The sequence below is a fragment of the Streptomyces roseolus genome, from assembly GCF_014649855.1.
GTDB classification, from domain to species: Bacteria; Actinomycetota; Actinomycetes; order Streptomycetales; family Streptomycetaceae; genus Streptomyces; species Streptomyces roseolus.
Genome location: NZ_BMTV01000034.1, coordinates 15,988 through 42,278, shown reverse-complemented (window position 1 = coordinate 42,278; position 26,291 = coordinate 15,988). Strand labels below are relative to the sequence as shown.

The 26,291-nt window shown below is 69.4% G+C and carries 31 protein-coding genes and 1 tRNA gene; 22 read left to right on the top strand and 10 right to left on the bottom strand.

Annotated features, from left to right (window positions below):
• Nucleotides 1-26: 26 nt before the first annotated feature.
• Together IE245_RS31290 and IE245_RS31285 are read right to left on the bottom strand one after the other, a co-directional pair.
• Complete coding sequence (locus IE245_RS31290; protein WP_189953748.1) at nucleotides 27-221, bottom strand: hypothetical protein; 195 nt, start codon at nucleotides 219-221, stop codon at nucleotides 27-29.
• A 24-nt stretch (nucleotides 222-245) separates the two neighbouring features.
• Entirely contained in the window at nucleotides 246-1,001 is a 756-nt protein-coding gene (locus IE245_RS31285) for a GntR family transcriptional regulator (protein WP_189953746.1), read from the bottom strand.
• A gap of 78 nt (nucleotides 1,002-1,079) precedes the next feature.
• On the opposite strand from IE245_RS31285, the gene IE245_RS37390 reads away from it, so the two are divergent.
• The 7 genes from IE245_RS37390 (at nucleotide 1,080) to IE245_RS31260 (ending at nucleotide 4,966) form a co-directional block, all read left to right on the top strand.
• Nucleotides 1,080-1,358, top strand: coding sequence for a hypothetical protein (locus IE245_RS37390; RefSeq protein ID WP_229851754.1), 279 nt, complete (start codon nucleotides 1,080-1,082; stop codon nucleotides 1,356-1,358).
• 12 nt (nucleotides 1,359-1,370) lie between these two features.
• Complete coding sequence (locus IE245_RS31280) at nucleotides 1,371-1,670, top strand: hypothetical protein (RefSeq protein ID WP_189953744.1); 300 nt, start codon at nucleotides 1,371-1,373, stop codon at nucleotides 1,668-1,670.
• 172 nt (nucleotides 1,671-1,842) lie between these two features.
• The gene (locus IE245_RS31275; protein ID WP_189953742.1) at nucleotides 1,843-2,067 is read left to right on the top strand and encodes a hypothetical protein; all 225 of its coding nucleotides are present in this window, start codon (nucleotides 1,843-1,845) and stop codon (nucleotides 2,065-2,067) included.
• A 5-nt stretch (nucleotides 2,068-2,072) separates the two neighbouring features.
• Complete coding sequence (locus IE245_RS31270) at nucleotides 2,073-2,744, top strand: GntR family transcriptional regulator (protein ID WP_189953740.1); 672 nt, start codon at nucleotides 2,073-2,075, stop codon at nucleotides 2,742-2,744.
• Entirely contained in the window at nucleotides 2,741-3,088 is a 348-nt protein-coding gene (locus IE245_RS37385) for a hypothetical protein (protein ID WP_229851747.1), read from the top strand. Before IE245_RS31270 ends, IE245_RS37385 begins: the two co-directional genes overlap by 4 nt.
• A gap of 259 nt (nucleotides 3,089-3,347) precedes the next feature.
• Nucleotides 3,348-3,737 (top strand): very short patch repair endonuclease, encoded by a 390-nt coding sequence (locus IE245_RS31265; RefSeq protein ID WP_189953738.1) that lies wholly within the window; start codon nucleotides 3,348-3,350, stop codon nucleotides 3,735-3,737.
• 119 nt (nucleotides 3,738-3,856) lie between these two features.
• Complete coding sequence (locus tag IE245_RS31260) at nucleotides 3,857-4,966, top strand: SRA domain-containing endonuclease (RefSeq protein ID WP_189953735.1); 1,110 nt, start codon at nucleotides 3,857-3,859, stop codon at nucleotides 4,964-4,966.
• 70 nt (nucleotides 4,967-5,036) lie between these two features.
• Here the strand turns inward: IE245_RS31260 and IE245_RS31255 are convergent, their stop codons facing one another.
• The gene (locus IE245_RS31255) at nucleotides 5,037-5,843 is read right to left on the bottom strand and encodes a DUF6602 domain-containing protein (RefSeq protein WP_189953733.1); all 807 of its coding nucleotides are present in this window, start codon (nucleotides 5,841-5,843) and stop codon (nucleotides 5,037-5,039) included.
• Between the two features lie 126 nt (nucleotides 5,844-5,969).
• Between IE245_RS31255 and IE245_RS31250 the strand changes: the two genes are divergently transcribed.
• Together IE245_RS31250 and IE245_RS31245 are read left to right on the top strand one after the other, a co-directional pair.
• Nucleotides 5,970-7,016 carry a DNA cytosine methyltransferase gene (locus tag IE245_RS31250; RefSeq protein ID WP_308436641.1) on the top strand — a complete coding sequence of 349 codons (1,047 nt, stop codon included), beginning with the start codon at nucleotides 5,970-5,972 and terminating at the stop codon, nucleotides 7,014-7,016.
• Nucleotides 7,017-7,885: 869 nt separating this feature from the next.
• Nucleotides 7,886-9,268 carry an RNA/DNA-binding domain-containing protein gene (locus tag IE245_RS31245; RefSeq protein ID WP_229851744.1) on the top strand — a complete coding sequence of 461 codons (1,383 nt, stop codon included), beginning with the start codon at nucleotides 7,886-7,888 and terminating at the stop codon, nucleotides 9,266-9,268.
• Between the two features lie 465 nt (nucleotides 9,269-9,733).
• Here the strand turns inward: IE245_RS31245 and IE245_RS31240 are convergent, their stop codons facing one another.
• Nucleotides 9,734-10,090: a hypothetical protein gene (locus IE245_RS31240; protein WP_189953728.1), complete on the bottom strand. Its 357-nt coding sequence runs from the start codon at nucleotides 10,088-10,090 to the stop codon at nucleotides 9,734-9,736.
• Nucleotides 10,087-10,557: an NUDIX hydrolase gene (locus tag IE245_RS31235; RefSeq protein WP_189953726.1), complete on the bottom strand. Its 471-nt coding sequence runs from the start codon at nucleotides 10,555-10,557 to the stop codon at nucleotides 10,087-10,089. The genes IE245_RS31240 and IE245_RS31235 overlap by 4 nt, the downstream gene beginning before the upstream one ends.
• An 18-nt stretch (nucleotides 10,558-10,575) precedes the next feature.
• Between IE245_RS31235 and IE245_RS31230 the strand changes: the two genes are divergently transcribed.
• From IE245_RS31230 to IE245_RS31185, 10 genes are all read left to right on the top strand, one after another.
• Entirely contained in the window at nucleotides 10,576-11,355 is a 780-nt protein-coding gene (locus IE245_RS31230) for a GntR family transcriptional regulator (RefSeq protein WP_189953723.1), read from the top strand.
• A gap of 138 nt (nucleotides 11,356-11,493) precedes the next feature.
• Nucleotides 11,494-11,850, top strand: coding sequence for an SCO3933 family regulatory protein (locus IE245_RS31225; protein ID WP_189953721.1), 357 nt, complete (start codon nucleotides 11,494-11,496; stop codon nucleotides 11,848-11,850).
• 2 nt (nucleotides 11,851-11,852) lie between these two features.
• Nucleotides 11,853-13,208 (top strand): FtsK/SpoIIIE domain-containing protein, encoded by a 1,356-nt coding sequence (locus IE245_RS31220; protein ID WP_189953719.1) that lies wholly within the window; start codon nucleotides 11,853-11,855, stop codon nucleotides 13,206-13,208.
• 88 nt (nucleotides 13,209-13,296) lie between these two features.
• Nucleotides 13,297-13,956, top strand: a complete 660-nt coding sequence (locus IE245_RS31215; protein ID WP_189953717.1) for a DUF2637 domain-containing protein — start codon at nucleotides 13,297-13,299, stop codon at nucleotides 13,954-13,956.
• A 17-nt stretch (nucleotides 13,957-13,973) separates the two neighbouring features.
• Nucleotides 13,974-14,168 (top strand): mobile element transfer protein, encoded by a 195-nt coding sequence (locus tag IE245_RS31210; RefSeq protein WP_043231506.1) that lies wholly within the window; start codon nucleotides 13,974-13,976, stop codon nucleotides 14,166-14,168.
• A 13-nt stretch (nucleotides 14,169-14,181) separates the two neighbouring features.
• Nucleotides 14,182-14,340, top strand: a complete 159-nt coding sequence (locus IE245_RS31205) for a hypothetical protein (protein WP_107063396.1) — start codon at nucleotides 14,182-14,184, stop codon at nucleotides 14,338-14,340.
• 44 nt (nucleotides 14,341-14,384) lie between these two features.
• Nucleotides 14,385-14,711: a SpdD-like protein gene (locus tag IE245_RS31200; protein WP_189953715.1), complete on the top strand. Its 327-nt coding sequence runs from the start codon at nucleotides 14,385-14,387 to the stop codon at nucleotides 14,709-14,711.
• 90 nt (nucleotides 14,712-14,801) lie between these two features.
• A complete protein-coding gene (repSA, locus tag IE245_RS31195) occupies nucleotides 14,802-16,169 on the top strand; it encodes a replication initiator protein RepSA (protein ID WP_189953712.1) in 1,368 nt (455 codons plus the stop codon).
• Nucleotides 16,166-16,354 (top strand): helix-turn-helix domain-containing protein, encoded by a 189-nt coding sequence (locus IE245_RS31190; protein ID WP_189953710.1) that lies wholly within the window; start codon nucleotides 16,166-16,168, stop codon nucleotides 16,352-16,354. Before repSA ends, IE245_RS31190 begins: the two co-directional genes overlap by 4 nt.
• Nucleotides 16,354-17,505 carry a tyrosine-type recombinase/integrase gene (locus IE245_RS31185; protein WP_189953708.1) on the top strand — a complete coding sequence of 384 codons (1,152 nt, stop codon included), beginning with the start codon at nucleotides 16,354-16,356 and terminating at the stop codon, nucleotides 17,503-17,505. Before IE245_RS31190 ends, IE245_RS31185 begins: the two co-directional genes overlap by 1 nt.
• 72 nt (nucleotides 17,506-17,577) lie before the next feature.
• Here IE245_RS31185 and IE245_RS31180 read toward each other — a convergent pair.
• Nucleotides 17,578-17,652 (bottom strand) — tRNA-Val (locus IE245_RS31180).
• 210 nt (nucleotides 17,653-17,862) lie between these two features.
• On the opposite strand from IE245_RS31180, the gene IE245_RS31175 reads away from it, so the two are divergent.
• Together IE245_RS31175 and IE245_RS31170 are read left to right on the top strand one after the other, a co-directional pair.
• Nucleotides 17,863-19,164 carry a hypothetical protein gene (locus IE245_RS31175; RefSeq protein ID WP_189953832.1) on the top strand — a complete coding sequence of 434 codons (1,302 nt, stop codon included), beginning with the start codon at nucleotides 17,863-17,865 and terminating at the stop codon, nucleotides 19,162-19,164.
• 9 nt (nucleotides 19,165-19,173) lie between these two features.
• The gene (locus IE245_RS31170; protein ID WP_189953706.1) at nucleotides 19,174-19,392 is read left to right on the top strand and encodes an FmdB family zinc ribbon protein; all 219 of its coding nucleotides are present in this window, start codon (nucleotides 19,174-19,176) and stop codon (nucleotides 19,390-19,392) included.
• A 74-nt stretch (nucleotides 19,393-19,466) separates the two neighbouring features.
• On the opposite strand, the gene IE245_RS31165 is transcribed toward IE245_RS31170, so the two are convergent.
• Genes IE245_RS31165 through IE245_RS31155 form a run of 3 tightly spaced genes read right to left on the bottom strand, consistent with a single transcriptional unit; the run spans nucleotide 19,467 to nucleotide 24,301 of the window.
• On the bottom strand, nucleotides 19,467-20,294 hold the full coding sequence (locus IE245_RS31165; RefSeq protein ID WP_189953704.1) for an HAD family hydrolase: 828 nt from the start codon (nucleotides 20,292-20,294) through the stop codon (nucleotides 19,467-19,469).
• A complete protein-coding gene (locus IE245_RS31160; RefSeq protein WP_189953702.1) occupies nucleotides 20,291-23,068 on the bottom strand; it encodes a phosphoribosyltransferase in 2,778 nt (925 codons plus the stop codon). The genes IE245_RS31165 and IE245_RS31160 overlap by 4 nt, the downstream gene beginning before the upstream one ends.
• Before the next feature lie 18 nt (nucleotides 23,069-23,086).
• Nucleotides 23,087-24,301: an HpcH/HpaI aldolase/citrate lyase family protein gene (locus IE245_RS31155; RefSeq protein WP_189953700.1), complete on the bottom strand. Its 1,215-nt coding sequence runs from the start codon at nucleotides 24,299-24,301 to the stop codon at nucleotides 23,087-23,089.
• 232 nt (nucleotides 24,302-24,533) lie between these two features.
• On the opposite strand from IE245_RS31155, the gene IE245_RS31150 reads away from it, so the two are divergent.
• The gene (locus IE245_RS31150) at nucleotides 24,534-25,448 is read left to right on the top strand and encodes a TerD family protein (protein WP_189953698.1); all 915 of its coding nucleotides are present in this window, start codon (nucleotides 24,534-24,536) and stop codon (nucleotides 25,446-25,448) included.
• A 22-nt stretch (nucleotides 25,449-25,470) separates the two neighbouring features.
• Here the strand turns inward: IE245_RS31150 and IE245_RS31145 are convergent, their stop codons facing one another.
• A complete protein-coding gene (locus IE245_RS31145) occupies nucleotides 25,471-26,208 on the bottom strand; it encodes a TerD family protein (RefSeq protein WP_189953696.1) in 738 nt (245 codons plus the stop codon).
• Between the last annotated feature and the right edge of the window lie 83 nt (nucleotides 26,209-26,291).

Genomic DNA, 26,291 nt, shown 5'->3' with positions numbered 1-26,291 from the left:
GACAGCACACGCCCCGGGAAATGGGCTCAGACCTCTTCCGCCATGCCGACCGTCCGACCGGATGCGTACTGCCCGTCCGCCGACCGCTCCCCGCCCTCCAGGGCCGCCATGGCCTTTCGCCGCCATCGGCCGACCGCGACGGCCACAACCACCAGCATCACGAGAGCGACAACAGGTGCGCCCCAGATCAGACCGCCGATGGCAAAACCGAGCGACTCCATGACTCCCCCTTGCGTAGTGCTCCGTCAGCGATTGATCGGGATCTCGTAGACGATCTCGCACAGCGCAGCGGGCACGACGATGTCCGCCGTCTCCACGGGCCGGCCCTGGTCGCTGTAGTACGTCCGCCGGATATGCGTGACGAGCGCGGCCTTCTGGATCCCGAGAAGTGAGGCTTCCTCGGCGGTGGCCTGCCGCGGCTCGGGCTGCTCGACGGCATGGCTGACGGTGACGCCGATCTCGGCCATCCGGTTCACGACGCCGGCCCCGGCGTGCGGCCCGCCTTCGGGCAGAACGACAAGAGTCCCGCCGGTCAGGTCGTACGGCTCCCAGCTCGTCGACAACTGCACAGGCCGACCGTCGGCGAGGAACTCATACACGGTCCGGACGCACAGCTCCCCCTCACCGATCCCGAGCCGCGCAGCGATCTCCGCCGGTGCGGGCACCTTCGCATCGGTGCGGCTCTCCCAGCCGCCATTCCGCCCCACGGCCTTCATGTCGGCCCGGAACGGCGACCCGTCCGGCTGCTCGCGCGCCGCAGACCGAACCATCCGCACCCGCCGCCGAGGCTCGGCCACGTAGGTCCCAGACCCGGCCCGCCCCTCCAGCACACCCTGGGAGATCAACAGCTCCTGGGCCCGGCGAACGACGTTCTCGCCCACCCCGCACTCCTGGCCGATCTGGGCCCGAGAGGGCAGCCGGTCTCCAGGAGTCCACTCGTGCTCCGCGATCCGCCGCCGCAGTTCGTCGGCGATACGGAGGTAAGGCGGCTGCTCAGGCATATGGAAAATCTAGTCCACTAGCTCTAATCTAGTTAACTAGCTTCACTCAAAGTGATCGCCGGTGACGGAGGCTGCCCTGTGCCTGCTCCAGAAGTAAGCGCGGAGGCCTTGGCTGCCCGGTTGTCAGCGGTCGGGCTCACCACACGCGTGGAAGGGCACCCGCGGCACACGTCGATCGAAGCGGAGCTACCGGAATCCCTCTCCGCCGAGACATGGCAGGAGGTCCTGGAAGTCGTGGCTGCGGCGGACCGATTCGGTCTCCTGGCCACCAGCCTGGGCGGCCGCACCCTATGGGCCGCCGTGAACAAAGCCGTCCCCGCGACGGGCGATGTCCGGGGACCTGGCCATCAGCGATAGGAGCTGATCAGCATGTTCAACCGTATCCGCCGCGCCAACAGGCGCACCAGAGAGCGGTACGCCCAAAGGACCCGGCACTGGGAGCCCTTAACGTCGACCCGCCCGACGCTCGCTCTCCCCAAACCGCCCGACGAACTGACGCTGTTGCTCCGACAGCTCGGAGACCGCACAAACTTCCTCCTGGGCGAAGAGACGGCCCTCGTCCGCCCGTACGTCCTGGTCGGCGAAGACCGCACCCGACAGAACTCGGCCCCGATTCCGCCCCACTTCCTCGCCCACACCTGGTTCGTGCCGGCGGAGGCCCACGGATGATCCGCATCCCCTCGGCGGCGACCACGCCCTATCGGTCCAGCGCCTGCCAGATCGGCACCCACCACGAGTGCGCGCACTCCTCCCCGGCGACGGCACCAATCGACATCCCCGTCGTCTACGAAGCGTGCGCCTGCCCCTGCCACTCCGCGACCACGTCACCAGAGGCGGCCTCATGAACGGCTATCCCTCGGGCGGTGCACTTGCCTCGCCGGTCGAGATCACCACGACCACGGTGCAGCGCGGCGACGTGATTCAGATCGGCGGCCAACCGTGCCGAGTGGCCGACCTCCGCCAACTGCCCGGCGGTGCCAAGCGCCTCCTTTTCGAATCGGGCGAACTCCTGACGATGCACACCCGTACGCGCCTGATCGCCGTACGAGTGCTCAGAAGGTGGTGACCGCCATGCCGTCTCTCCGCGACACCATCGCCGCCGACCTCCGGACCCAAATCACCGCCGGCCATCTGCAGGCTGGCGCCCGCCTCCCCTCGGAACCGAGGCTCGCCGCCCAGTACAAGGTGAGCACCCCAACCCTGCGTAACGCCCTTGCACTCCTCCAGGCCGAGGGCCTGATCGACAAAATCCACGGCAAGGGCAACTACGTCCGCCACCCCCTCCGCAGACTCACATACGCGGAAGGCCACCTCACCCCGGACGTAGACCTCCACGTCACGATCCGCACCACCAACCTCCGGGCGCGCGGAGACCTCACCTCCCTACTCAAGGTCCCCTCGCACACCCCACTGACAGAGTTCCTCTGCCTCACCCACCAGGGAGAGAGGCCGCACAGCATGGCCCGCATCTACGTCCCGCGCGATCTGGAGCCGGCCGAACTGCCGTGGCCTCGCGCCAGACAGGCGAAGACCCGAGAAGTGGTCGCCGCCCGGCTCCCCACCCCAGAAGAGGCCTCCACCCTCCGGCTCAGCACGACGCTCGCCGTGCTCGCAATCACGCGAGTGTCTGCCGACATCACAGGCCGTGTGATCGAGGTGGCTCGCCTAACGCTCCCTGGTGACCGCACCGAAGCGCTCTTCACCACTCACCACACGATCGAAGAGAGGAAGACGGAAGGATGAAAGCCCACAGCGAGCTCCGCCTCCTCCCGTGGTCGGGGCCGGATGGTAAACCCTGCTACCTGAGCACTGACGACGATAGCAGCCGCCTGTCCCGCCTGGCCGACACTACGGAAGCCGCCCAACTCGACGTCGGACAGGCGCTCCTGGAACACGCCAAGGAGGTAATCGCCGATGCGGAGTCCGGGCCGACGGAACTCCGCCTCCTGGCGGTGGATCTCACGGAAGCCTTGCGGGACACACTCCGCGTGGCCGTAAGTCGCGGCCACCGTCTCCCTAGGCCGAACTCTGCCGCACGCGAGGGAGGAGATGCAGGCCCTCGGCTGCCCGCGGCGGCCTTCGGTTAGCAGCTACGCACCGCCAACGAGTCGAAGCCCCGGACCCAAGTCCGGGGCTTCTCTGCATACGACCTCGGAGAGATCTTGCCCATCAGACAGCGCTGCTGTTTGACGCGATGCTTGCACCCAGCTGAGCGGCACTTGTCCACGGATGGCCCACGCCGCCCTGCTGGAGCCCTGCTTGCTCTGAGTTCTAGCTAGTGCCGATGTGGGGAAAACTGAGGCCATGGCCTCCCCCTTGTCCCCGTCTAGCGCCATTGCCACTCGCATGAGTCGGCAGCGTTGCCGTGATACATCTCCAGAGCTTGCCGTTCGGCGGATCCTTCACCAGGCAGGACTACGCTACCGAGTCCACGTCCCGGTGCCTGGCCTGTCTCGGCGAAGCATCGACATCGCCTTCACCAGACATAAGATCGCCGTACTTCTTGACGGATGCTTCTGGCACGGTTGCCCTATCCACGCGACCAGCCCGAAGTCGAACGCCGATTGGTGGCGGGCGAAGTTGGAGCGCAATGTGATGCGCAATCAGGAGACCACGGAGCACCTGAGCGCCTTGGGCTGGGTGGTCTTGCGCTTCTGGGAACACGAGGCACCGGATGCAGTCGCCGCGCGCGTTCACGACGTGGTGTCGGCCCGTCGGCAGACCGCTGCCCAGTGATTAGGGCGACGGCTGAAGCGGGTTGGCAAGAAGCAGGTGCGCTGATGGGCGACAGTCCGGGACATCGTGGAACCAGGTACGCAACGACGACTGTCAGCGCCGTGATCTAGGGTCCAGGCATGACCGCTAGCGTTGAAGTGATCAACCCCGGCGACGTGCGTACGCGCACCGAGATCCGTGCTGCGTTTGGTGGAAGCCCTCAGGGAGGGATCTGCCCCTCAGACGACATGCACAGCGTCAACCTCTACTCGGACCCGGATGTGGGCGAGAAAGCCGGCTACTACGACGGCTGGTTGGCTGAGGAAGACGAGTTGGGGCCGGTTTTCGAGTACACCGGTGCAGGCAAGTCAGGCGATCAGACCTTCGATGGAGTTGCTGGCTCAGGGAACCGGGCGATCCTGCGACACGCAGAGCAGGACCGTGTACTTCGCGTGTTCACGCGCGTAGGCAAGGTGCCCGGGAGTGACACAAAGACCCACCGGTATCTGGGGATGTTCACCCTGGACGGCATGCAGCCGTACGTCTGGCGTCGAGTGCATGGCGAGGACGGTCAGGAACGCAGCGTCATCGTGTTCCGGCTCCGCCCCGAAGGTGCTGTCCAGCACGCCGCGCAAGACGTGATCCCTGCCGCCGCCGAGACCACAGCTGAGCTCGTTCCCTTCCAACCCGTCACCGCAGCGATGTTCCAGTCCGAACCGGCAACCACCGGCGCCCTGCCGCTCCCTAAGCAGCGCGTCCGCAAGAAGACCGCTGGGCGGAGGCCCGCCCCCAACACGGAAACCAGCGGGACCTTCGTGGTCCCTGAGACTTTCGGTACCAAGCTGAGCATTCGTGCCGCCACGGCTGCTACGGTCGCCGTCCGGCACGAGGCTGAGCTGACGCAGGCCTACAAGGCCCACTTGGAGTCTGCTGGACACCAGACCGGTGCGTTCCAGATCAAGGTGAAGGGCCTCACTTCAACGCTTCGCACTGACCTGTACGACGCAACAGATCACGTTCTGTACGAGGCGAAGGGCTCGAACTCCCGAGAGGACATCCGGATGGCTCTCGGGCAGATCCTGGACTACAGCCGCTACGTCAAGACACCTGTTCATCAGGGCGAGCCTAAGCGCGTCATCCTGTTGCCATCGGCTCCCGCACCTGACATGTACGCACTGCTTGATCGCTATGACGTCGAGGTGGTGTATCGATCTGACGCCGGCCATTTCGTTGGATCGGTCGTTCCCTAGATTGGCCGCGCGCACAAGTTCCTCTCTGTTCGCACCCCTTTAGAACAGAGAGGAACTTATGCTGATCCCCTTAAACCGTCCAACGCTTTGAAATCTGCCCCAATGGCGTAGTTCCCGAATAGGGGACGAGGTCGAGCGGATTCATCCAAGCATCAGAGAAGTGAATATTGAGGTGAAGGGCCAGCGGAAGCAGGATGTCTTGCTCGGGTTCGGCATCGATCTGGTAGAGCGAAGCTCCCGCGTGCGGAGACCTGAAGAGCGAGCCCGTACGGGGGTCTCCCCATTGAAGATGCCCTTTGCCTGCGACCCACACGCTGTCCGGCCACTCAACGGGGTTACGGGCCCGGCACCAGTCCACAAGATGAGCTCCGATAGTCTCAAGTTTGAGGCTGTCGAATGCCACGATCATGCCCGACGTCGGGAAGAAGTCGTGAGTCTCGCCGTATGCCTTGGTGGAACGAGGAATCACGCCGGCGATCGGGCGGTACGCCGACTTGGGCATCCTGCGCATCCGGCTGATCTTACTGCAGGCGTCTAGGAGTTGGGTCCCGTCAAGCTTGGTCTTGACTTCGACCACGCCGTATACGCATTCGTTGGGGATGATGCGGAATCCCTGGAGGGTGGTAAACGGCGGCGTTCCGCGATCGATAAGGACGATGTCGGCTTGCGGAGACACGTCACCATTCGCGGCGATGACCTCTGCATTATGCACTGCTTCGACATGCGTAGGTAAGTACCCGGAAAGAAACTGATGGATGAGCACTTCGCGCGACGTTCCGGCCTCGCCGTTATGGTTAAAGTTCTGAGACTGCTCGAAGTCGGCACGCATTCTTTTCGCCACGGAGCTGAGGATTTTTCCTAGTTTTTCTGTAGTCACCCGTGGATCATACGTTGCGCTCGCAAGCTCGGCCCTGGGTTTGGCGCCTGTGGCCAGAAGCAGAGTCTGCCTGATTCCCGTGAAATGTGAAGCACACGAAGATGATCCGAACCTACTACCATCTCCGTGGCATGCTTAGCCATTCGAAAGTGGGGGATTGTGGCCGATTTCAGATTGATAGACCTGTTTGCCGGAGTTGGCGGCCTGGATCTAGCCGCGGGCAACTTGGGAGTTCCCTCAGTCGGTATCGAATGGGATAAAGGCGCCTGCGCCACCCGGCGAGCTTCAGGGCTGGCAACTGTGGAAGGGGACGTGCGGGAGTTCTCCCCGGCCGACTTCCCAGACGCCAACGTCCTAGCCGGCGGGCCACCTTGCCAGACTTTCTCCGTCGCTGGTCACGGGGCTGGACGACGTGCGCTAGAGAGTGTGCAGCACTTTCTGCAACGTATGACGAACCGGGAGGACGTCTCAACATGTCTAGCCGCAATGGAAGACGAGCGGACGGCCTTGGTATTGGAACCACTGCGTTGGGCCCTGGCTGCTGTGGATGCCAACCGTCCATATGAAGCAATCGTGCTGGAGCAGGTGCCGGCCGTTTTGCCGGTCTGGGAGGCTGTGGGGAAAGCGCTGCGCGCTGAGGGTTACTCGGTCGTGCACGGAGTACTACGTGCTGAGGAGTTCGGCGTGCCGCAGACCCGATCCCGCGCAGTGCTGATCGCACGCAGTCACGGAGTGGCAGTACTCCCTCAGCCGACGCACCAGCGGTATCGCAAGGATCTGTCCGACACTATGGACACCCCAGGACTGTCGCCATGGGTGTCTATGGGCGAGGTGTTGGAGCGTGAAACTCCTTTCGTCTTGGTCTCCAACTACGGCTCCAGTGGGAATCCAGCGGCTCGCGGTAGGCGTCTCTCCGATCAGCCGGCTTTCACAGTCACAGGTAAAGTAGGCCGCAACCGGGTCTTGACAATGAATGGCACCGACCTGCCTCGACTAACCGCTTACGAGGCAGGCCGCCTTCAGGGGTTCCCACTTGACCACCCATGGTTCGGGAGAGACGTGTTCCAACAGATAGGCAACGCAATGCCGCTGCGCTTGGCCGAACACGTACTCGCCGCTGCGCTGGGTCTGGATGCCAAGCCTGCACTGGTCCACCCTGGTGGTTCGCTGTGACCTCTCGGCGTGAGCCAAGTGCCTCATGGTGCGGATCTCTTCGGCATTACTTCTTGCCCTGGTTCTTGGTCCGACCTAGGGCGGGATCGCCCGACGAGACGGGAAGGCTGCGCTGCCGCCACCGACTCATCGGTCTTTCTGGAAGGGGCACCACGGGGAAGATTCCCTGTTGCTGCCGTGGGTGAGCATGGGAGAAGCCCTGGGCCGCTCACACCCCTTCGAGGTGATCAGCAACTACGGCACTGACGTCGACCCCAGGGCGCGTGGGCGCCGAGCATCTGATGAGCCTGTGTCAACTGTCACGGGCAAGGTCAGACGCCTCCGACTCGTAGCGCCTGGTGGTGCTGAGCTACCACGCCTGACCCACGACGAAGCGGGCCAGCTGCAGACCTTCCCCCGTAGCTTTCCATGGGCAGGGCGCGACGCGGCTGAGCACATTGGCAACGCTCTTCCTCCGCTGCTCGGCGCGCACGTCCCGGCTGCTGCCCTTGACCTACCCGCGCCGGCGGATGCGTGGCCCAGAGGCTGACGAGCCCGAACCTTCTGCGAAGCGACGGAAACACCCAATCTTGCCTGACCGCCTCCCCCGGGGTGCGAACCAGTAGGTGAGGGGTCCGCTGACCTGTGCGTTCCCGGATCACCCTCATGGCTGACCTGTCACTGTTGGTCGCCTTCGGTCACTCCTGATCCCCTCGCACGGCCCACAGATGGCCCAGCACGCTCGCCCGAAGCGGAGCCCTGGCAGCACGAACTAGCCCCTCGACCACGCGTCGACACATAGAGTTAGTGACCCACACAGCATGGAGCTCCGAGAGTGCGTGACCTCGAACGTTCCACGGAAGTCGCGACTAACCCGAAAAGGGGGGGTTTTGTTCGAGACGGTGCAGATTTCGACAGAGCAGGTAGAAACGCTCCTTGAGCGCCAAGAGGGGCACTTCATCGACTTCAAAGACAAGCGGATCGCACCGGCGAAGGTAGCTCGGGCAGTGTCCGCCTTCTGCAATGCAGACGGTGGAGATCTTTATATCGGCATAACCGAGACCGCATCTGGATTCCACTGGGATGGATTCGGGGACCCAGAAGACGCAAATCAGCTTGTCCACGCATTGGAAGAAGTCTCCCCTTTCGGGACAGACCTCGAAGGAGAGTTCCTTTTCGCCGACCAACTTCCCGGTTACGTCCTGCACATCAACGCAAGAAAATCTCGATCCATTCGAAAGACTGCCGATGGGAAGATCTATAAGCGCCTCAGCGCTCAGAACGTCCCGGTAGTTTCGGAAGAGTCCCTTACAGCGCTCCGCCGGCAAAAGGGCCTCGAATCGTTCGAGTCCGAGACACTGCCAATCGGCGTAGACGTCGTAACAAACTCGGAAGCGATCATCGAGTACCTCCTCAGTGCGGTGCCAGTCTCAGAACCAGAAACCTACCTGAGAAAGCAACACCTCCTCGTCTCGGGACATCCGGTTGTGGCCGCCGCGCTCCTCTTTGCTGACGAGCCTCAAGCGTGTCTTCCAAAACGGTGTGGGATCAAGATCTACCGGTACAGCAGTGAGGAGCAGTCCAGGGATCGGCTTGTCGAGGACCCCGTGACCATCGAGGGAGCCCTCTACAAACAGATCTACGACGCTGTCGACAAGACTGTCCAGGTCGTATCTGCGGCGGCATACCTCGATGAAGACGGCCTTCGCAACGTCAAGTATCCCCATGAGGCACTCCACGAGATCATCACTAACGCAGTACTTCACCGGGACTACTCGGTAACAGATGACATCCACATTCGAATCTTCGAGAATCGAATTGAGATCCAGAGTCCCGGACGACTTCCTGGCCACATTACAACCAGCAACATTCTCGACGAACGCCTCAGCAGGAACCCGTACCTCGTTCGCCATCTGAATCGATTCCCGAATCCACCGAATAAGGATGTGGGTGAGGGCCTCAACACGGCCTTCGAGTCGATGAAGAAGCTGAACCTTCGCTCCCCAACCATCACTGAAAGCGTTAATTCAGTCCTGGTAACCGTTCGACATGAAAGTCTCGCTTCCCCTGCCCAGCAGGTGGTGGAGTACCTGAACGACAATGATTCCATCAAGAACGAGCAGGCTCGTAAATTGACCGGGATCGGCAGTGAGAGTAAAATGAAGAAAATCTTCGAGACTCTCATTGAGGCGGGCGAAATCGAGCATAAACCCGGAACAGCTGGTCGCGGATACGCATACCAGCTAAAGAAAAAGGGAGACGATCCCGCATAAGACGGCATAGCGGGCCACCGGGCTCTCCCTCGCCCAAAACCCGCCCAGCTCCCATCCCGTCTGCCGTCGACCCACACACCGTGGAGCGGGCGCGGGGCCTGGCGTCCAGGTGGAGCGCGCCACTGTACGAACGACCTGGACGCCAGGCCCCGTGTCTGCTCGGCTCTGCCTGGGTCGATGGCAGACGGGATGGGAGCCCACACCTTCCCTACGACGCTGCCGGCAGACGCACGCGCCCCCTCCCATCCCGGAGCCTGAGCACCCCCGCCGGAGGCATCGTCCTAGCCGGTACGTCACGTACTTGCCTCGGCCGCGCTGTGGTTCTTCCCGCCCATCAACCCGAGCTGTCAGGCGTGCGGACGGCGGCCGGGCTGGAGCGGGGCGTAGACAGGAGCGCAGGCCCGGGCGACGGGCCGCGCGCGCCGCGCCGTGCGCGGCGGGTGCCTTGATGAAGTAGGGAAACTCTTACCGCGCCCGCTGCTGGTGCTCGGCTCGGAACTGGTCGAGCAAGGTGAAGAACAGCTCAATGGGTGGGGTGCCGATCGCTTCGGCTTCGCGCTCGATTCGTGTGGACCAACGCAGGGAGCTCGCAGCGCCGGAGCACTTGTTCAGCCAGCGGTCGAAGGGGGAGTCCTCACCGGGGGTCCAGAAGGGGAAGTCCTCTTCTACGTTGTGCACGGCCATGGCCACTCGGTAGCCGATGAGCATGGAGTCCAGGTGGGCCAGAGAACCACCCGGGAGCCACATGCCTGAGCGGAGGCGGACCTGCTCCAAGACGTCGTCGACGTTCTCGAACTCGTGCAGCGGCTTCGGCTTCGTCATGCGGGCTTCTTCAGCAGGTGGCGGCCGTCGTGGCTGCGGACGTGTGGGCCCTTGTCGTCCAGGGCGTCGAGGAGGCGGATCGCGTAGACCTCGGTCATGCGGGCGGTGATCTCTTCCGGGGTGAGCCACTCGACCGCGGTCGACTCGGCGGAGGTTCGTTCCTCGCCGCCGGCGGGCTTGCAGCGGAAGACCAGGGCCACGACGCCTCGGGTGGTGTTCTTGTAGACGCCGGTCAGCTCTTCCACCTCTACCCGGATACCTGTCTCCTCCCAGACCTCGCGGGTCACGCCGGCTTCGGGAGACTCGGCGAGTTCGAGGACGCCGCCCGGGAGTTCCCAGGTGCCGTTGTCGGCTCGGCGGATCGCCAGGAGGCGGCCGTCTTCGCGTACGACTGCGCCCGCGACGGACACGGAGTGCAGTGGCGTTGACGTCGTCTTCTGGGCGCTGTTACTCATGTACAGGAGCATAGGAGAGTGAAGAGGACTATGGGTACGACTGCAGGGGGTGGCAGGGCGGTACCCCGGTACGTCCAGATCGCCGACGAGATCGTGGAGCAGATCCGGGCCGGCGTTCTCAAGCCTGGCGACCTGGTGCCGAGCGAGTCCGAGCTTGTCGAGCGGTACGGCGTCGCCGGCGGGACCATTCGGAAGGCCATGGTCGAGGTGCGGGCCAGTGGGCTCGTGGAGACGCGGCACGGGAAGGGGTCGATCGTGAAGGACCGGCCGCCCGTGCGGCTGCGGTCGTCGGATCGGTTCCGGGCGTCCCATCGGCGGGGCGGTAAGGCTGCCTATCTGGCCGAGTCGGCCCAGTCCGGGGCCACCGCCAAGGTGAGCGTGCTGTTCATCGGGCCCTTGGAGGCTTCCGGGGAGGTCGCCGCCCGGCTGGGGGTCGAGCCCGGGGCTCAGGTGCTGGCCCGACGGCGGTTGTACTTCCGGAACGGGACGCCCGTCGAGACCGCTTCGTCGTACCTGCCGTGGGACGTCGTGAAGGACATCCCCGAGCTGTTCTCCGAGAACCCCGGGCCCGGGGGGATCTACGCCCGCCTTGAGGACGACGGGCACGTCTTCGAGGAGTTCGTGGAGACGCTCCAGGCCCGGCCGGCGTCGAAGGCTGAGGCGTCCGAGCTGGCGCTGAGTCCTGGTGCTCCTGTCGTTCACCTGCTGCGGAACGCCGTCACCAAGACCGGGCGGGTGGTCGAGGTCTGCGACACCCTCATGGCCGCTGACCAGTTCGTCTTCGAGTACCGGATCCCCGCCGCAGACTGACGCGCGGTCAACTCCTTCCAGCCCGCTCGGACTTCTTCGTCCGGGCGGGTTGACTCATGTATAGGAGTGATGCACTCTTCTTCATGTCACTCATGTACATGAGTGGAGGAGTTCAGGACTTCTAGAGGAGTGATCTTCGTGCGTCAGATTCCCGTCGACACCTCCGCCGCCGCCGTGATGGTGGCCCAGCCCCCGCAGCCCAAGGTGAAGGACCGCCGTACCGGCGAGCGCGCCATGGACGCCGAGACCGGGGCCGCGCTGTCGACCGTGGACGTCATGTTCGCGGCCAACGGCGAGGTGGAGATCCTGAGCGTGACCGTCCCGGAGACCGGCGTCTCCGCTGACCTGACCATGGGGACCCCCGTGGCGATCACGGGGCTCGTCGCCCGGCCCTGGGAGAGCGAGTTCAACGGGCAGCGGCGGCACGGCATCGCCTTCCGGGCCGTTGCCGTCACCTCGCTCGCCGCCGGCGCCTCGATGCCGAAGGCCGCCTGATCATGCGGTGGTTGATCGCCGCCGTGGTGCTGGTCGCCGTCCTCGCGGGTCTCCTGCGGTGGCGGCGGCCCGCCTGGTACTGGCTCTCCTTCGGCGTCACGTTCGCCACGTGCCGGGTCCTCGGCCGGTACCGGGCGGTCATGGACGCCTGCGGGCTCACCGTTCCGCCGCCCCGCTGGCGCCTCGCCATCGCCCGGATGGCGAACCGACCCGTCCCCGAACCGCGGGCGCCGCGCATCCTGCGGCTCCGGCCCACCCGTACCGGACTCGTCTTACGGCTGGGGCTCCGGCCCGGACAGGACGCCTTCGACGTGGCGGCCTCGTGCGACCGGCTCCGGCACTCGTTCGGCATGTTCGGGGTCACCTCGCGGGAGATCCGCTCCGGCGTGGTCGAACTTCGGATGACCGGGTACGACGTGCTCCGGCGGGTTCAGATGCCGGCGCGGGCCGAGCGCTCGACCATGCGGGTTCCGGTCGCCCTCCGCGAGGACGGGGACGTCCACTACCGCGACTACCGGACCACCCCTCACGCCCTCACCATCGGAGCCACCAAGTCGGGGAAGTCGGTCTACCAGCGGAACCTGGTGGCCGAACTCGCCGCTCAAGAAGTTGCCTTGGTGGGGATCGACTGCAAGCAGGGGGTGGAGCTGTTCCCTCTGGCCCGGCGGTTCTCCGCGCTGGCCGACAACCCCGACACCGCCGCCGACCTGCTCGATGCCCTCATCTCGCACATGGAGGACGTCTACCAACTCATCCGCGCCGAACAGCGCATCACCGCCGACACCCCGGACGCCGACATCGCCGCCGACATCTGGGACCTCCCCGACCACCTCCGCCCCGTTCCCATCGTCCTCCTCGTGGACGAGGTCGCCGAACTCGCGCTCTTCGCCACGAAGGACGAGGAGAAGCGGCGCGACCGGATCATCACCGCCCTCGCCCGGCTCGCCCAGCTCGGCCGCGCCGCCGGCATCTACCTGGAGATCTGCGGACAGCGCTTCGGCTCCGAACTCGGCAAGGGCATCACCATGCTCCGCGCCCAGCTAAGCGTCCGTACCGCCCACCGCGTCAACGACGAGACCAGCGCCAACATGGCCTTCGGCGACATCGCGCCGGACGCCGTCCTCGCCACCGTCCAGATTCCCGTCTCCGCTCCCGGCCTCGCCATCACCGGCGACGCGTCGGGCGGCTGGTCCCGCATCCGGACGCCGCACACCTCGCTCCGCGCCGCCGTGGACGCCTGCAACAAGCACGCCCACCTGACCCCGGACCTGCCCGCTCTGGACGCGTTCCGGCCGGTCCTTGCCTTGCCCGCCGTGCCCGTGGCCATTCCCGCCCCGGCAGCCCCGGCCACTCCCTGAGGCTTCCCGTTTTCCTGGCCGGCGCGGCCTCCTCGCGCCACGTCCCTACCCCCGCCATGCCCGAAACGCCCACCAAGGAGGTGCCGTCATGACCAGCAAGCTCCGCGTCGACGCCGTGCTGGTCCAAGCCCTGATCGCAGGTGCGCTGTCCTTCGCCCACCTGCACGACCTGGCCGCCGCTGCCGGACAGACCGGATGGAAGGCGTGGGCCTACCCCGTCTCCGTCGACCTCCTCCTGGTCGCCGCCTGGCGCCGGCTCCGCGCGGACGGCTCGTCCCGCCTCGCCTGGTGCTGGTTCCTGGTCTCGCTCTTCGCCTCGCTCGGCGCCAACGTCGCCACCGCCGGCTTCCTCGACCTCGCCGACCCGCCCGCCTGGCTGCGCTTCGGCGTCGCCGGATGGCCCGCGGTCGCCTTCCTCGGGGGGACGCTCCTTGCCCACTCCGCGCCTGCCCCTGCCCCGGCCGTCACTCCGGAACCTACGGAGCCGGAGGACGTACCCGAGCCGGAGGACAGAGGAGACGCCGGGCCCGTGACTCAGGTGGAGAGCGAGCCGGTCGACGTACCCGCCCTTCCGGCCCCTGAGCCCGACCCCGCTCCCGCCGTCCCGGCCGCGCTCGTCGAGCACGCTCGCAAGGTCGCCGCCGACCACCACGCCCGTACCGGCTCCCCCATCGACACCGACACCCTCCGCGCCCGCCTCGGCGTCCCCGCGCCCATGGCCAGCGCCATCGCCGCCCAACTCGCCTGACTCGGAAGGAGAACGGCATGTCCGCCCGCGACCACTTCCACTCCCTGATGCGCATCGGCCCCGTGCAGATCGGCACCCACCGCGACCGCCACGGCCGCACCAAGTACGCCGCCGTCTGCACCGCCGACCGCTGCGGCTGGTCCGCCGACTACTCCAGCTCCTCGGCCGCCCAGCTCGCCGCCCGCACCCACCGCTGCCGCCCCACCGACTGAACGGAGACCGTCCGTGGACGTCCCGCTCTGGTTCACCCTCCTCGTCGTCGGCGCCCTCGGCATCAAGCTGATCCGCCCGCCCTGGTGGCTCGTCGCCGTGCTCCTCCTCGGCGGCTTCCTCCTCGCCGACAGCCTCCTGGCCCCTGTCATCGACGCCGCCGTCTCCGAGTGACCCGACCCGTACGAATCCGACCCGTCCGGAAAGGAGAACCACCCATGCTCCGCCCCAAGATCCCCACCATGCCGACCCCGGTCGGCGTCACTGCGCCGCCCGCCGTCGTCCAGCCGACCACCGTGGAGCCCGCGCCGCAGACCATGGCCCCTGCCATGGCGGCCCCGGTCGTCCCGACCACCCGGCCCGCCGTCCAGCTCACCCCCGGCAGCGTCCTCGCCGTCGTCGGCGCCGGCACCGCCGTGGTGCTGGTCGTCGGCACGGTCCTGGTCTCGATGCTGCTCGCGACCGCCGTCACCGCGGCTTCGGTCGCCGTCTGCGCCGTCGTCGTCCGCTCGCTGCTCACGTCCCCGAACAAGCGCCGCCGCTGACCGGCCCCCGGGCGGCCTCGATACCGCCAAGCATCCGCCGCCCGGGAGCCGTACCCCTCGCCGATCTCTCGACCGGAAGGAAGACCCATCATGGCCCAGCCCAACGCCGCGACCGCGGCGGGCCTGGACCCGGCCACCCTGCACGACGTCCTCCGCGTGGCCGCGAACCCCGACTTCGACCGCTGGAAGGATCAGGTGCACCGCACCGGCGGCTGCTCCGACCCCGTCCACCTCACCGGCTGGTCCCTCGCCAAGGACCGCACATCCGGTGAGACCCTCCGCCGGTACGCGACGGAGACCGAACCCGGCGGGCGCCTCCGCGTCGCCTGCGGCAACCGCCGGGCCTCCCGCTGCCCCTCCTGCGCCCACACCTACGCCGGGGACACGTACCACCTGATCCGCGCCGGCCTCGCCGGTGACGAAACCAAGGACATCCCCGCGACCGTCCGCGACCACCCTCGCGTGTTCGCGACGCTCACCGCCCCGTCCTTCGGCCCCGTCCACAACCGGCCCGACCGGGGCGCCTGCCGCTGCGGCACCCGCCACTCCGAGAACGACCCCGCCCTGGGCACGGCCCTCGATCCCGACTCGTACGACTACTCCGGCGCCGTCCTCTTCAACAACCACGCCGGACAGCTCTGGCAGCGCTTCACCAATCGCCTCCGCCGCGAACTGGCCGCCCGCGCCGGGCTCACGCAGCGCGCGATGAAGGACGTCCTGCGGGTCTCGTACGGGAAGGTCGCCGAGTTCCAGAAGCGCGGCGCCATCCACTTCCACGCCGTCATCAGGCTCGACGGACCGGACGGGCCCGGCAGCGCCCCGCCCTCCTGGGCCACCGTGCCCCTGCTGGACGACGCGATCCGGGCCGCCGCCGTGCACGCGTACACCACCATCACCATCCCGGCCGCCGGGGACCAACCGCGCCGGCGGTTCCAGTGGGGACGACAGCTCGACGTCCGTCCGGTCAAGGCGTTCGGGGACGGCTCCGACATCACCGAACAGGCCGTGGCCGCGTACGTCGCCAAGTACGCCACCAAGGCCGCCGAGACCACCGGCAGCCTCGACCGCCGGATCGGCAACCGGGAGGTGCTCCACCTCCTCGACGTCCCCGACCACCCCCGCCGCCTCATCGAAGCCTGCCTCGACCTGGCACCGCTCTACCCGGACCGGAAGCTCACCGCCTGGGCCCACATGCTCGGCTTCCGCGGCCACTTCTCCACCAAGTCCCGCCGCTACTCGACCACCCTCGGCGCCCTCCGCCAGATCCGCGCCGACTACCGCGCCGCCCAGGAGGGCCACGCCGACCCGGACACCGTGCTCGTGCTCGCCTACTGGCAGTACGCGGGCCACGGCCACTCCCCCGGCGAGGCCGCCCTCGCCGCCACCATCGCCCGGGATATCCACCTCAACCGCCAGACCGCACGGGAAGCACTCCGTCTGGAAGGAGCCGTCGCATGACCACCGCCACCGCCGAACTCCTCACCGTCCCGGAGGTCATGGAGCGGCTCAAGCTCGGCCGTTCGACCGTCTACGACCTCATCCGTTCCCGCCGCCTGGTCTCGATCACCGTCGGCCGGTCGCGCCGCGTCCCCATCGACGCTGTCCGGGACTTCATCGACCACCAGATCGAGGAGGCCGCCTGATGGCAACCCAGCGCAAGCGCAACCCCAACGGGGCCGGCACCATCACCCAGCGGTCCGACGGCCGCTTTCAGGCCGCCGTCTACGTCCTCCAGCCCGACGGCACCCGCGCCCGGAAGTTCGCCTACGGCAAGACCTGGGCCGAGTGCGACGCAAAGCGCCGTGCGCTCCTCGACAAGGTCGACAACGGCGTTCCCGTCCCGACCCGTTCGATGAAGCTCTCCGAGTGGCTGCCGTACTGGCTGGACAACATCGTCAAGCCGCGCCGCAAGAAGACCACCGCGGCCAAGTACGAGGTGCACGTCCGGCTCTACCTCGTCCCGATGCTCGGCTCCAAGCGGCTGGAATCCCTCGGCGTCGCCGACGTCCGGCGCTTCCTCGTCCAGTTGGAGAAGAAGACCAGTGCCGCCACCGCCAAGGAGTCCCACAGGGTCCTGCGCACCGCCCTCACCGCCGCCTGCCGTGAGGAGCTGGTGAGCCGGAACGTCGCGACCCTCGTCGAGCCGCCGACCGTCGCCGCCCGGGAGCTCTCCCCCTGGTCCCTGGACGAGACGCTCGACTTCCTCGCTGCCGCCCGGAAGGACCCGCTGTACGCCGCCTTCGTGCTCGCCATCGCCCTCGGCTTCCGCCGCGGGGAGGTCGTCGGCCTCCGCTGGGAGAACGTCGACCTCGACAAGCGGGAGATCCGGGTCAGGACGCAGCGGCAGCGGGTGGCTGGCGAGGTGTACGAGGACGACCCCAAGGGACGCCGCCGCAAGCAGACGCTTCCCCTTCCCGCGATCTGCGTCGCTCCCCTGCGGTGGCAGCGTCTCAAGCAGGCCGCCGCCCGCGAGCGTGCCGGGGAGAAGTGGACGGAGACCGGGTACGTCTTCACCACCCGCACCGGCCAGCCCATCGAGCCGCGCAACCTGTACCGCTCGTTCACCCGCGTCGCGAAGAACGCCGGTCTCCGCGTCGTCCGGCTGCACGACGCCCGGCACGGTACGGCGACGCTCCTCACCGCCGCCGGCGTCCCGCCCCGCGTCGTGATGGAGATCCTCGGACACAGCCAGATCGCCGTGACGATGAACGTGTACACCCACGTCGTCCAGGACACGCAGCGAGAGGCCGTGAGTCACGTGGATCGGCTGCTCAGGAGCCGTCCCCGGTCGTGATCGACCGCTCCCGTTGATGTCAGAAGTAGATGTCAAAGGCCCCGGACCATGATCGGTCCGGGGCCTTTGTGCTGGTGGGCGCGGACGGTTTCGAACCGCCGACATCTGCTTTGTAAGAGCAGCGCTCTACCCCTGAGCTACGCACCCGTGGGAGAGCAACAGCCTACATGGCTGACGGGTGGGTGCCGCAAACCGGTGGGCGGGGGCGAACTGATCGGGCCGTGTGTTCGTCCTTGGTGGGTGGGAGAATGAACGGACCGGGCACGGCGGAGACAGCACGGGAGAGGGACGTTGGCGGCGAGCGGCGAGACATCCTCGGGGGACGGCAGGGCGCCCGGGGCCGGTTCCACGGTTCGGCTGGGCCTCGTGTTGCCGTTGCTCCTGGGGGCCCTGTTGCCGGTGGCGTTCGCCGGTGGGGGGACGCGCCGGTGGTTCGGGGGGCGCGGGGAGAGTCAGCGGGCGGAGGCGCAGGCGGCCAAGGACGCGGCGGCCGAGGCGTTCTACGAGCTCGACACGGCGCAGCGGGGGCTGCGGATCACCATGGAGACCATCACCGCCGTCGACGGGTCTCCCGAGGCCCGGCGGGCCGTCGAGCGGTTCGAGGCACTGGGGCGGCGGATCGACGAGGTGTCGCACGCGTACATCTCCGCCGTGGACAGGGTCGATCTGGACCGGGAGGAGATCGACGCCGGGAGCGCCCAGCGGGCCCGGACGGAGCTCACCGCGGCGCGTGAGGAGCTGGAGCGGGTCAAGGGGGAGCTCGACCGGTTCGAGGGCGGGCTCGCGCCGTTGCTCGACCGGGCCGAGACCCAGCTGGCGCGGCTCGCGCCCGCCGTGGAGCGGGCGCGGCAGGCGCTGCGCGGGGCCGGTGAAGCACTCGATTCCGCGCGGGGGGCCGGTCTGCGCGCCGACGATCTCGCCGCGCGGCTCGCCGCGCTCGGGCCCGAGTTGACCCGGCTCAACGAAGGGGCCGGGCGGCACGGGGTCGGTGAGACGCTTCAGCGGGCCGATCGGGTCGTGCGGGACGCGGAGGCGGTACGGGCCGAGGCCCTGCGGCTGCCGGAGCGGGCCGCGGAGATCGACAAGCGGCTGGTGTCGCTGCGGACCCGGGCCGAGGCCCTGGCCACGCGGTCCGAGGCCGTCGAGCCCGTGCTGTCCGAGCTGCGCCGTCGGTACTCCCTCGCCTGCTGGCAGGACCTCCAGCACGTGCCCGAGCAGGCCGCCGAGGCCGTGCGGCAGGCGCGGGAGCGGCTCGCGGAGGCCGTGACGGCCCGGTCCGAGCAGCGGTGGCCGGACGTGACCGCCCTGCTGGCGACCGTCCGCGCGCTGCTCGACACGACCGGGGAGGCCGTCTCCGCCGCCGGCGACCGGCTGCGGCGGCTCGACGCGGCCGCCGAGGACCCGAAGGCGGAGACGGACAAGGCCAGGTTCGCGGTGCGGGACGCGCAGCGGCTCGCCATGGAGGGACGCAGCCGGCCCGATCCGCGGCACGCCCGCCCCCTCGACGAGGCCGTCGCCCGGATCGAGCGGGCCGTGGACGGGCTGGAAGGACGCCACCCCGACTACTGGCACTTCCTGATGGAGCTGGAGGCGGTGCGGGAGGCGGCCGGGAGGGTCGTCGCCGCCATTCGTGAGGAGCGGGGCGCGGGGGCCCACTAGCCTGGTCCCATGCCTCGTTACGAATACCGCTGCCGCACCTGTGGTGACACCTTCGAGCTCAGCCGGCCCATGGCCGAGTCCTCCGACCCCGCCGCGTGCCCCGCCGGGCACGACGACACCGTGAAGCTGCTGTCGGCCGTGGCCGTCGGCGGCTCCGCGGCCTCCTCGTCCGCCCCCGCCCCGAGCGGGGGCGGAGGCGGCTGCTGCGGCGGGGGTTGCTGCGGCTGACCCTCCAGGCCTGAAGGTCCGAGAGTCCGGGGCCTGGCGGCCTCAGCGCCCTCGGGCCTGCGGGCCCCGGTCCCTCAGGAGAGCGCCGCCGCCCTGAAGCGGCGGAGGATCTCCTCGCCCGCCGCCACGCCCCGCTCCGCGAGGACGTCGAGGTGGGGGGCGGACCAGGCGCTGTCGGCGAGTTCGCCGTGGCCCGGGCGCCAGGCCCGGTCCGCGGCGAGCAGCAGATCGGCGTCGAGGAGCGAGTCGCCCGCCGCGAGGGTGAGCGCGGCGCCGGTACGCCGGGCGACCTCGCGGACCGCGGCGCTCTTGGTGAGCGGCTTCGGCACCGCGTACACCTTGCGGCCCTGGAGCGAGACCGTCCAGCCCCGCTCGCCGGCCCAGGCGCCGAAGCGTTCCAGCCAGTCCTCCGGGAGCCGCTCCCGCTCGACGACCAGGTAGGCGAAGAGGTCCTCGGCGACCCGGTGCTTGCGCACCCAGGAGAGGTCCGTCGTGGCGGTGAGGTAGGCGCGGATCTCGGAGAGCGGGGCGCACTCGTCGGCGAGCCTGCGGAGGACGGAGGCGTGCCAGTCGGCGTCGGTGACGCCGTCGACGAGGATGTGCCCGCCGTTGGCGCAGATCGCGTACTTCGGTGTGCTGCCCGGGAGTTGGATGCGCTGGTACTGCTTGCGCGTCCGGGTCGTGGTGGGCACGAAGACGGTCTCGGCGGTGAGCCGGGCGAGGAGTCCGGCGGCCTCCTCCGTCATGTACGAGAGCGGCTTGGACTCGTGGACCTCGACGCACAGCAGCCGGGGCGCCTGCGCGTCCGGCATGCCGAGGGCGAGGGCCGCGGTCGAGTAGATGAGGGTGCGGTCGAGGTCGCTGGCGACCAGGGTCGTACGCGGGGCGGGAACGGTGCTCATCGGGACGCCACCGCCTTCCCGTCGGCGCCCGTCGCGCCTCTCGTGTACTGGGGGTGGATGAGGCCCACGCAGGTGTACGGGAGGCCGTCGACCTCCTCCACGGGGACGCCGCGCTGCTCCGCGAGGAGGCGGACGTGGGCGAGGTCGGCGCCGGCGCCGCGCTTCGCGAGGATCTTCCAGGGGACGCGGCGCAGCAGGACGCGGGTGGTCTCGCCGACGCCGGGCTTCACGAGGTTCACGTCGTGGATGCCGTACTCCTCGCTGATGCGCTCGACGGCCGCCCAGCCCTCCCAGGTGGGGGTGCGGTCGGCGGCGAGGAGGTCCTTCACGTCGGTGTCGACGGTGGCGGCGACCTCGTCGAAGCGGGCCTCGACGGCGTCGAGGAAGGCGTTCGAGACGTCGGCGCCGGACAGGTCGCGGTAGAACTTGGCGCCGTGGAAGTCGTGCGTGCCGACCAGGTCGGCGCGGAGCACCGTGCGCGATATCAGCCCGGAGACGGTGGAGTTGAGGCACGCGGACGGGATGAGGAAGTCCTCGCGGGTGCCGTAGGTGCGGACGCAGGAACCGGGGTCGGCGAGGACCGCGATCTCCGGGTCGAAGCCGGCGAACTCCTCCGACTCCCGCAGGGCGGCGGCGAGTTCGCGGGTGATGGCGCCCTTGCCGGTCCAGCCGTCGACGAAGACGACGTCGGCCGGGTCGTGGTGGGCGGCGAGCCAGCGCAGCGCGTTGGCGTCGATGCCGCGGCCGCGGACGATCGAGACGGCGTAGTGCGGCAGGTCGAGGCCGTGGCGGTGGAGCGCCCAGCGGCGCATCAGGACGCCGACGGGGGTGCCGGCGCGGGCGAGCGAGACGAGGACCGGGCGGGCGGACCTCTCGGCGAGGACGGTCTCGGTGACGGTGCCGACCGCGTGGGCGATGCGGGCGGCGGAGGACTCCAGGGCGCTGTGGAAGAGCTCCTGGTAGCGGGCGCTCGGCTGGTACTCGACGGGCAGCGACTCGGCGTAGTGCGCGCCGCCGCGCTGGATGGCTTCCTCGCGTTCCTCGGTGGGCGCCTCCAGCTCGACGTCCGAGAGGTCCTGGAGCAGCCAGCCGACCTCCTCGGGGGCGTACGAGGAGAAGGCGGGGCCGCGGAGGGGCTCGGGCAGCATGGAGCTCCTTTCGGGAGCTTCGGGCGCGGCCATCGGATCCATGGCCGCCTGCGGTCGCGGCTGCGATCGCGGCCGCGGGGTGTACGACGGGACGACGGCCAGGGCGACGCGCGGGATGTGCGCGGCGAGCTGGGCGAGCAGGCCGTCGGGGGCGTGCAGCTCGGGGGTGTCGGCGGCCGAGTCGACGACCGCGACGACGGCGTCGAAGCCGCCGCCGGCGACGTTGTAGGCGTAGCGGTCGCCGGGGCCGTCGGCCGGGTCGTCGTGGGCGGGGAAGACGAGCCGGGTGCGGATGGCGTAGCCGGGGTCGTCGACGGCGAGGACGGGCGAGCGGGTGGTGGTGGAGTACCGGACGTCGAGGCCCGCGTCCTCCAGGGCGCCGGCGAGCCGCAGCGGCGCGTACATCAGCTCCTCGAAGCCGAGGACGAGGACGCGGGGGGTGCGGTCGGCGCGGTCGGCGCCGTCCGGCGCGTCGGCGGCGAGCGCCTCGGCGAGGGCCTTCGTCATCCCGGGCAGCGCCGCCTCCAGGCGGGCGCGGTGCTCGGGCGTGAACCCGTGCCGGCCCCCGTCGGGGACCCCGGCGGGCCAGTCGAGGGGGACGCGTACGACGGCGGGCGCGGCCGGTACGACGGGCGCGGCCGGTACGACGGGCGCCGCGGGTATGGCCGACGGGGTGGATGCCGCGGGTACGGCCGGGGCGGCGGGCCCGGCCGTCGGAGCTGCGGGCGCGACCGTCGGCGTGGTGGGCGCCGCCGACGGGGCTGCGGGCACGGCCGGGGCGGCGGGCCCGGCCGTCGGAGCTACGGGCGCGACCGTCGGCGTGGTGGGCGCCGCCGACGGGGCTGCGGGCACGGCCGAGGTGGCAGGCGCGGCCGTCGGGGCTGCGGGCCCGGCCGTCGGCGTGGTGGGCGCCGTCGCCGGTGCGGTGGGCTCGTGGCGGGCCACCAGTTCCTGGCCCTTCTCCAGGACGCCGTCCGGGAGGGTGACCGTGCCGGCGGCGAGGGAGAGGAGGTCGACGCGGGCGCCGATCTCGGCGGCGAAGGCGGTGAGGCGGTCGCGGTCGGCGGGGGCGCGCATGTCGACGAGGGCGACGACGACGTACCGGTCGCGGGGGTAGCGCTCGTGGAGGCCGCGGATGGTGTTGAGGACGGTGTTGCCGGTGGAGAACTCGTCGTCGACGAGGACCAGCGGTCCCGGGCCCGCCAGCAGCTCCGGGTCCTCGGGGAGCAGCAGGTGGGAGGTGGCGTGGGAGTGGGACTCCTCGAAACCGCCCGCGGTGGCGACGCCGGGGACGGGGCGGCGGGTGGAGTGGAGGTAGGGGGCCGAGCCGAGGCCGTCGGCGACGGCGTGGCCGAGGGCGGTGGCGGTCTCGGCGTACCCGAGGACGACGGCCCGCCCGGACTCCTCCGCGCCGAGGAGCTCGCGGACGCGCAGGCCGAGGCCGAGGCCGGAGCCGTACACGACGGAGGGGTGCTGCGGCACGTGCTTGCCGAGCACGCTGGAGACGAGCAGGTGGGCGCGCTTGGGGTTGCGGCGCAGGGCGAGGCCCAAGAGGGCCGGCAGCTCCTCGTCGCCGATCAGTTCGACGCCGAGCCGCTCCGCGACCCACGTTCCGGTCCACACCACGTCGCCGCAGTCCTTTCGTCAGCCGGCCAGGCCGGCGGTGAGCAGTTCCACGAAGCCGACGTCCTCGCGGGCGACGCCGAAGGCGTCGGCGCGCAGCAGGGTGCGCTCGGCCCAGGCGCGGTGCGGCTTCACTTCGTTCATCTTGTTCGTATAGGCGGAGCGGAGCACTCCGCCGCCGTCCCGCTCGGGACGGAGGATGTCCTGGGCGTCGCTCCACTCCTCGTGGCTGACCACGGACAGGGCGTGGACGGGCACCACGTGGGTGGGGTGGATGCAGGTCTTGCCGAGGAGGCCGTTGGCGCGGTCGAGTTCGATCTCGCGGAGCAGGCCGTCCATGTCGTGCTCGATGAGGGCGGTGCGCAGGTCCTCGGCGCGGCCCTCCAGGAAGGGGCTGCGGCGCAGCTGGGGCTTGAACATGCGCTCGCCAGGGCGGAAGTACTCCCAGACGGGGCCGGTGATGGTGAAGCCGGTGCCGTCGGCGCGGCCGAGGACGTTGACGACGTCGGCGATGACGTGGGCGACGACCTTGACGTCGTAGGCGGTCATGTCGGGCGAGCGGCGGAGCCCGTAGGCGGAGCAGAAGTCGGTGACGCCGAGGCGGAGGGCGAGGACCCGGTCGCGGTACTTGTCGGTGATGGCGGCGATGCCGGCGAGGGTCTCGGCCCGGGTCTCCAGGTGGAGCAGCTCGGGGGACTCCAGGACGGGCATGGCGTAGAGGCGACGGCCGGCGAGGCGCTCGGCCTGGCCGAGCGCCTCGAGGAAGGCGGCGCCGCGGGCCTCGGTGAACTTGGGCAGGACGAATCCGGACAGCAGGCGGACGGCGTCGCCGAGGCGGGTGGTGAGGTCGGTGATCTGGCGGGGGTCGCGGACGCGGATGAAGAGCAGGGGGAGGCCGGGGCCCTCGGCGGGCCGCCCGTCGGCCGTGCCGCCGTCCTCGGTCCCCTCCGGGGTCTCGGTGGCGAGGCGGCGGAATTCCTGGATCAGGTTGGCCTCGCCGGCCTGGACGTCCTCGTCGCCGATCGAGTCCTCCAGGCAGAGGACCATGGACACGACGCCCCGGGCGGCCTGCTTGCGGATCGCGTCGGCGAGACGGGGCCGGGTGGCCGGGCTGTAGAGCGTGGCGCCGAGGGCGACCGCGAGCGTGCCGGCGGGCGAGTCGGCGGTGAACTCGACCGGCTCGCGGTGGAACAGTCCGTTCCGCACGGTGGACGGAATGTGCCCGAAATGACGCATATAAGTCCCCCGTCTGGTTTCTTTGGCCGGATGACACGTGGCCGGTAATAGTACGTAGGTGCGGGTGTCCATGGTTCCCAGCGCGCGTGAAATCCAGGTAACCCGTCCCCGTCGGATGCCTCCCCTACACCGGATTCCGTCAGGTGTACGATCCCGGTTCCGCCGCTCCGGCCCGGCCGCCGGGCGGTTCGTCGCGCCCCCGCGTTGTCCCCCGGTCGGGCAGGAGGGCAGGATGGCCGTCATGACGCACGCGATGCTGAAGGGCTCCAACGTCCCTCTCGACACCGCGGCCGTACGGGCCGTGCTCCGCTGGACCCCGGGCCCCGGGGTCCCCGACGTGGACGCCTCGGCCCTGGTCCTCGGGCCCGACGGGCGAGTCCGCTCCGACGAGGACTTCGTCTTCTACAACCAGCCGCGCCACCCTTCGGGGCTGGTGCGGCGGCTGCCGAAGAAGCGGGTGGCCGACGGGCTGACGGACACGGTCGAGGCCGACCTCGGGGCGCTCGACGCCGCCGTCGACCGGGTGGTGCTCGCCGCCTCCTCGGACGGCGGCACCTTCCGCGCCGTCACGGACCTGCGGATCCACCTGTACGACGCCACGGCCGCGCCCGACCGGGAACCGCTGGCCAGCTTCGACGTCACGGCGGAGACCGGCGAGGAGACCGCGGTCATCTGCGGCGAGCTGTACCGCCGGGGCGACGGATGGAAGTTCCGGGCGGTCGGGCAGGGCTATCCGACCGGCCTGGTGGGCCTGGCGACGGACTTCGGCATCTCGGTCGACGAGGCGCCCGAGGACGCCGCCGACGCGGCCGGCACCGACGCCTCGGCGTCCGTCTCCGAGGGCTCGCTCGCCGAGACCGCGCTCGTCGACGCCTCCGCCGCCGGCACCGGAGCCGGTACGGGCTCCGCCCCGGACCCGGACCTCGACGCGACCGTCGTCCACACCCCCGTGCCGCCGCTGCCGCCGATGCCCCCCGTGCCGCCGATGCCCGAGCGGGAGCCCGCCTACGGCTACCCGCAGTCGTCGGTGCCGGGCCCCGGGCCCGCGTACGGCTACCCGCAGCCGGTGCACGCCGGGCAGGGCGGCCCCGAGCCGGCCGCGGAGTTCCGGATGCCGCCGATGGGGCCGCAGTTCCAGCGCGCCTGACCCGGGCGCCGGGGGGCCGCCGTCAGGTCTTGGACTTGTAGCCGCGGCCCCACTGGAGTCCCCAGCCGTAGAGCCGGTCCAGCTCGGCCTGGAAGCCGTAGACGAACCGCACCTCGCGCCGGACGATCAGCTCGTCCTTGCTGTTGTCCACCGAGAAGACGGCGCAGGAGCGGGCCTGCGGGGCGCGCTCGTCGAGGTCGATCTCGATGCGCGGGCCGTTGCTCGGATAGAGCGTGATCTTGGCGTGCGTGCGGTCGAAGGCCGGGGTCTGGTCGTAGATGTACGCGAAGAAGAGCAGCCGCTTGATCTCGTCCTTGTGGTCGAGGTTGACGAAGATCGTCTCCCCGGAGGGGGCCCCGAAGCGGTCGTCGCCGCTGAGCTTCACGTACGGGGCGGCGTTGAGGTCGCCGAAGAAGCCGCCGAGCGGCTGTACGACGCCCTTGCTGCCGTCCTTGAGCTCGTAGAGGCAGCCGAGGTCGAGGTCGACGTTGACCATGCCCTGGGTGTGCGCCTGGACGACCTCGGGCTTGAAGTACTGGGCCGGATTGCGCAGCAGCCGGCCGCTCTGCCGGGAACGGCCCTCGATGTCGGAGGTGCGCATCCGCCAGGAGAGGTTGACCCGGAGGTTGCCGGTGGCGCCGCCCTGGCGGGCCAGCGACACCTGGGGGCGCCGCCTGGTCAGGTCGATGGTGTGGGACGCGCCCATCCCCGTGTCGAAGGGCGTCGCGCGCCCCGGAATCAGACTGTCCCAGAAGGCCATCGGCCCCCACCCCCACGATCGGTCGCCTTGTCCGCCCGCCACACGCCTGCGGGGCGACCGGACGGGCCGGCCGCCCCGCAGGG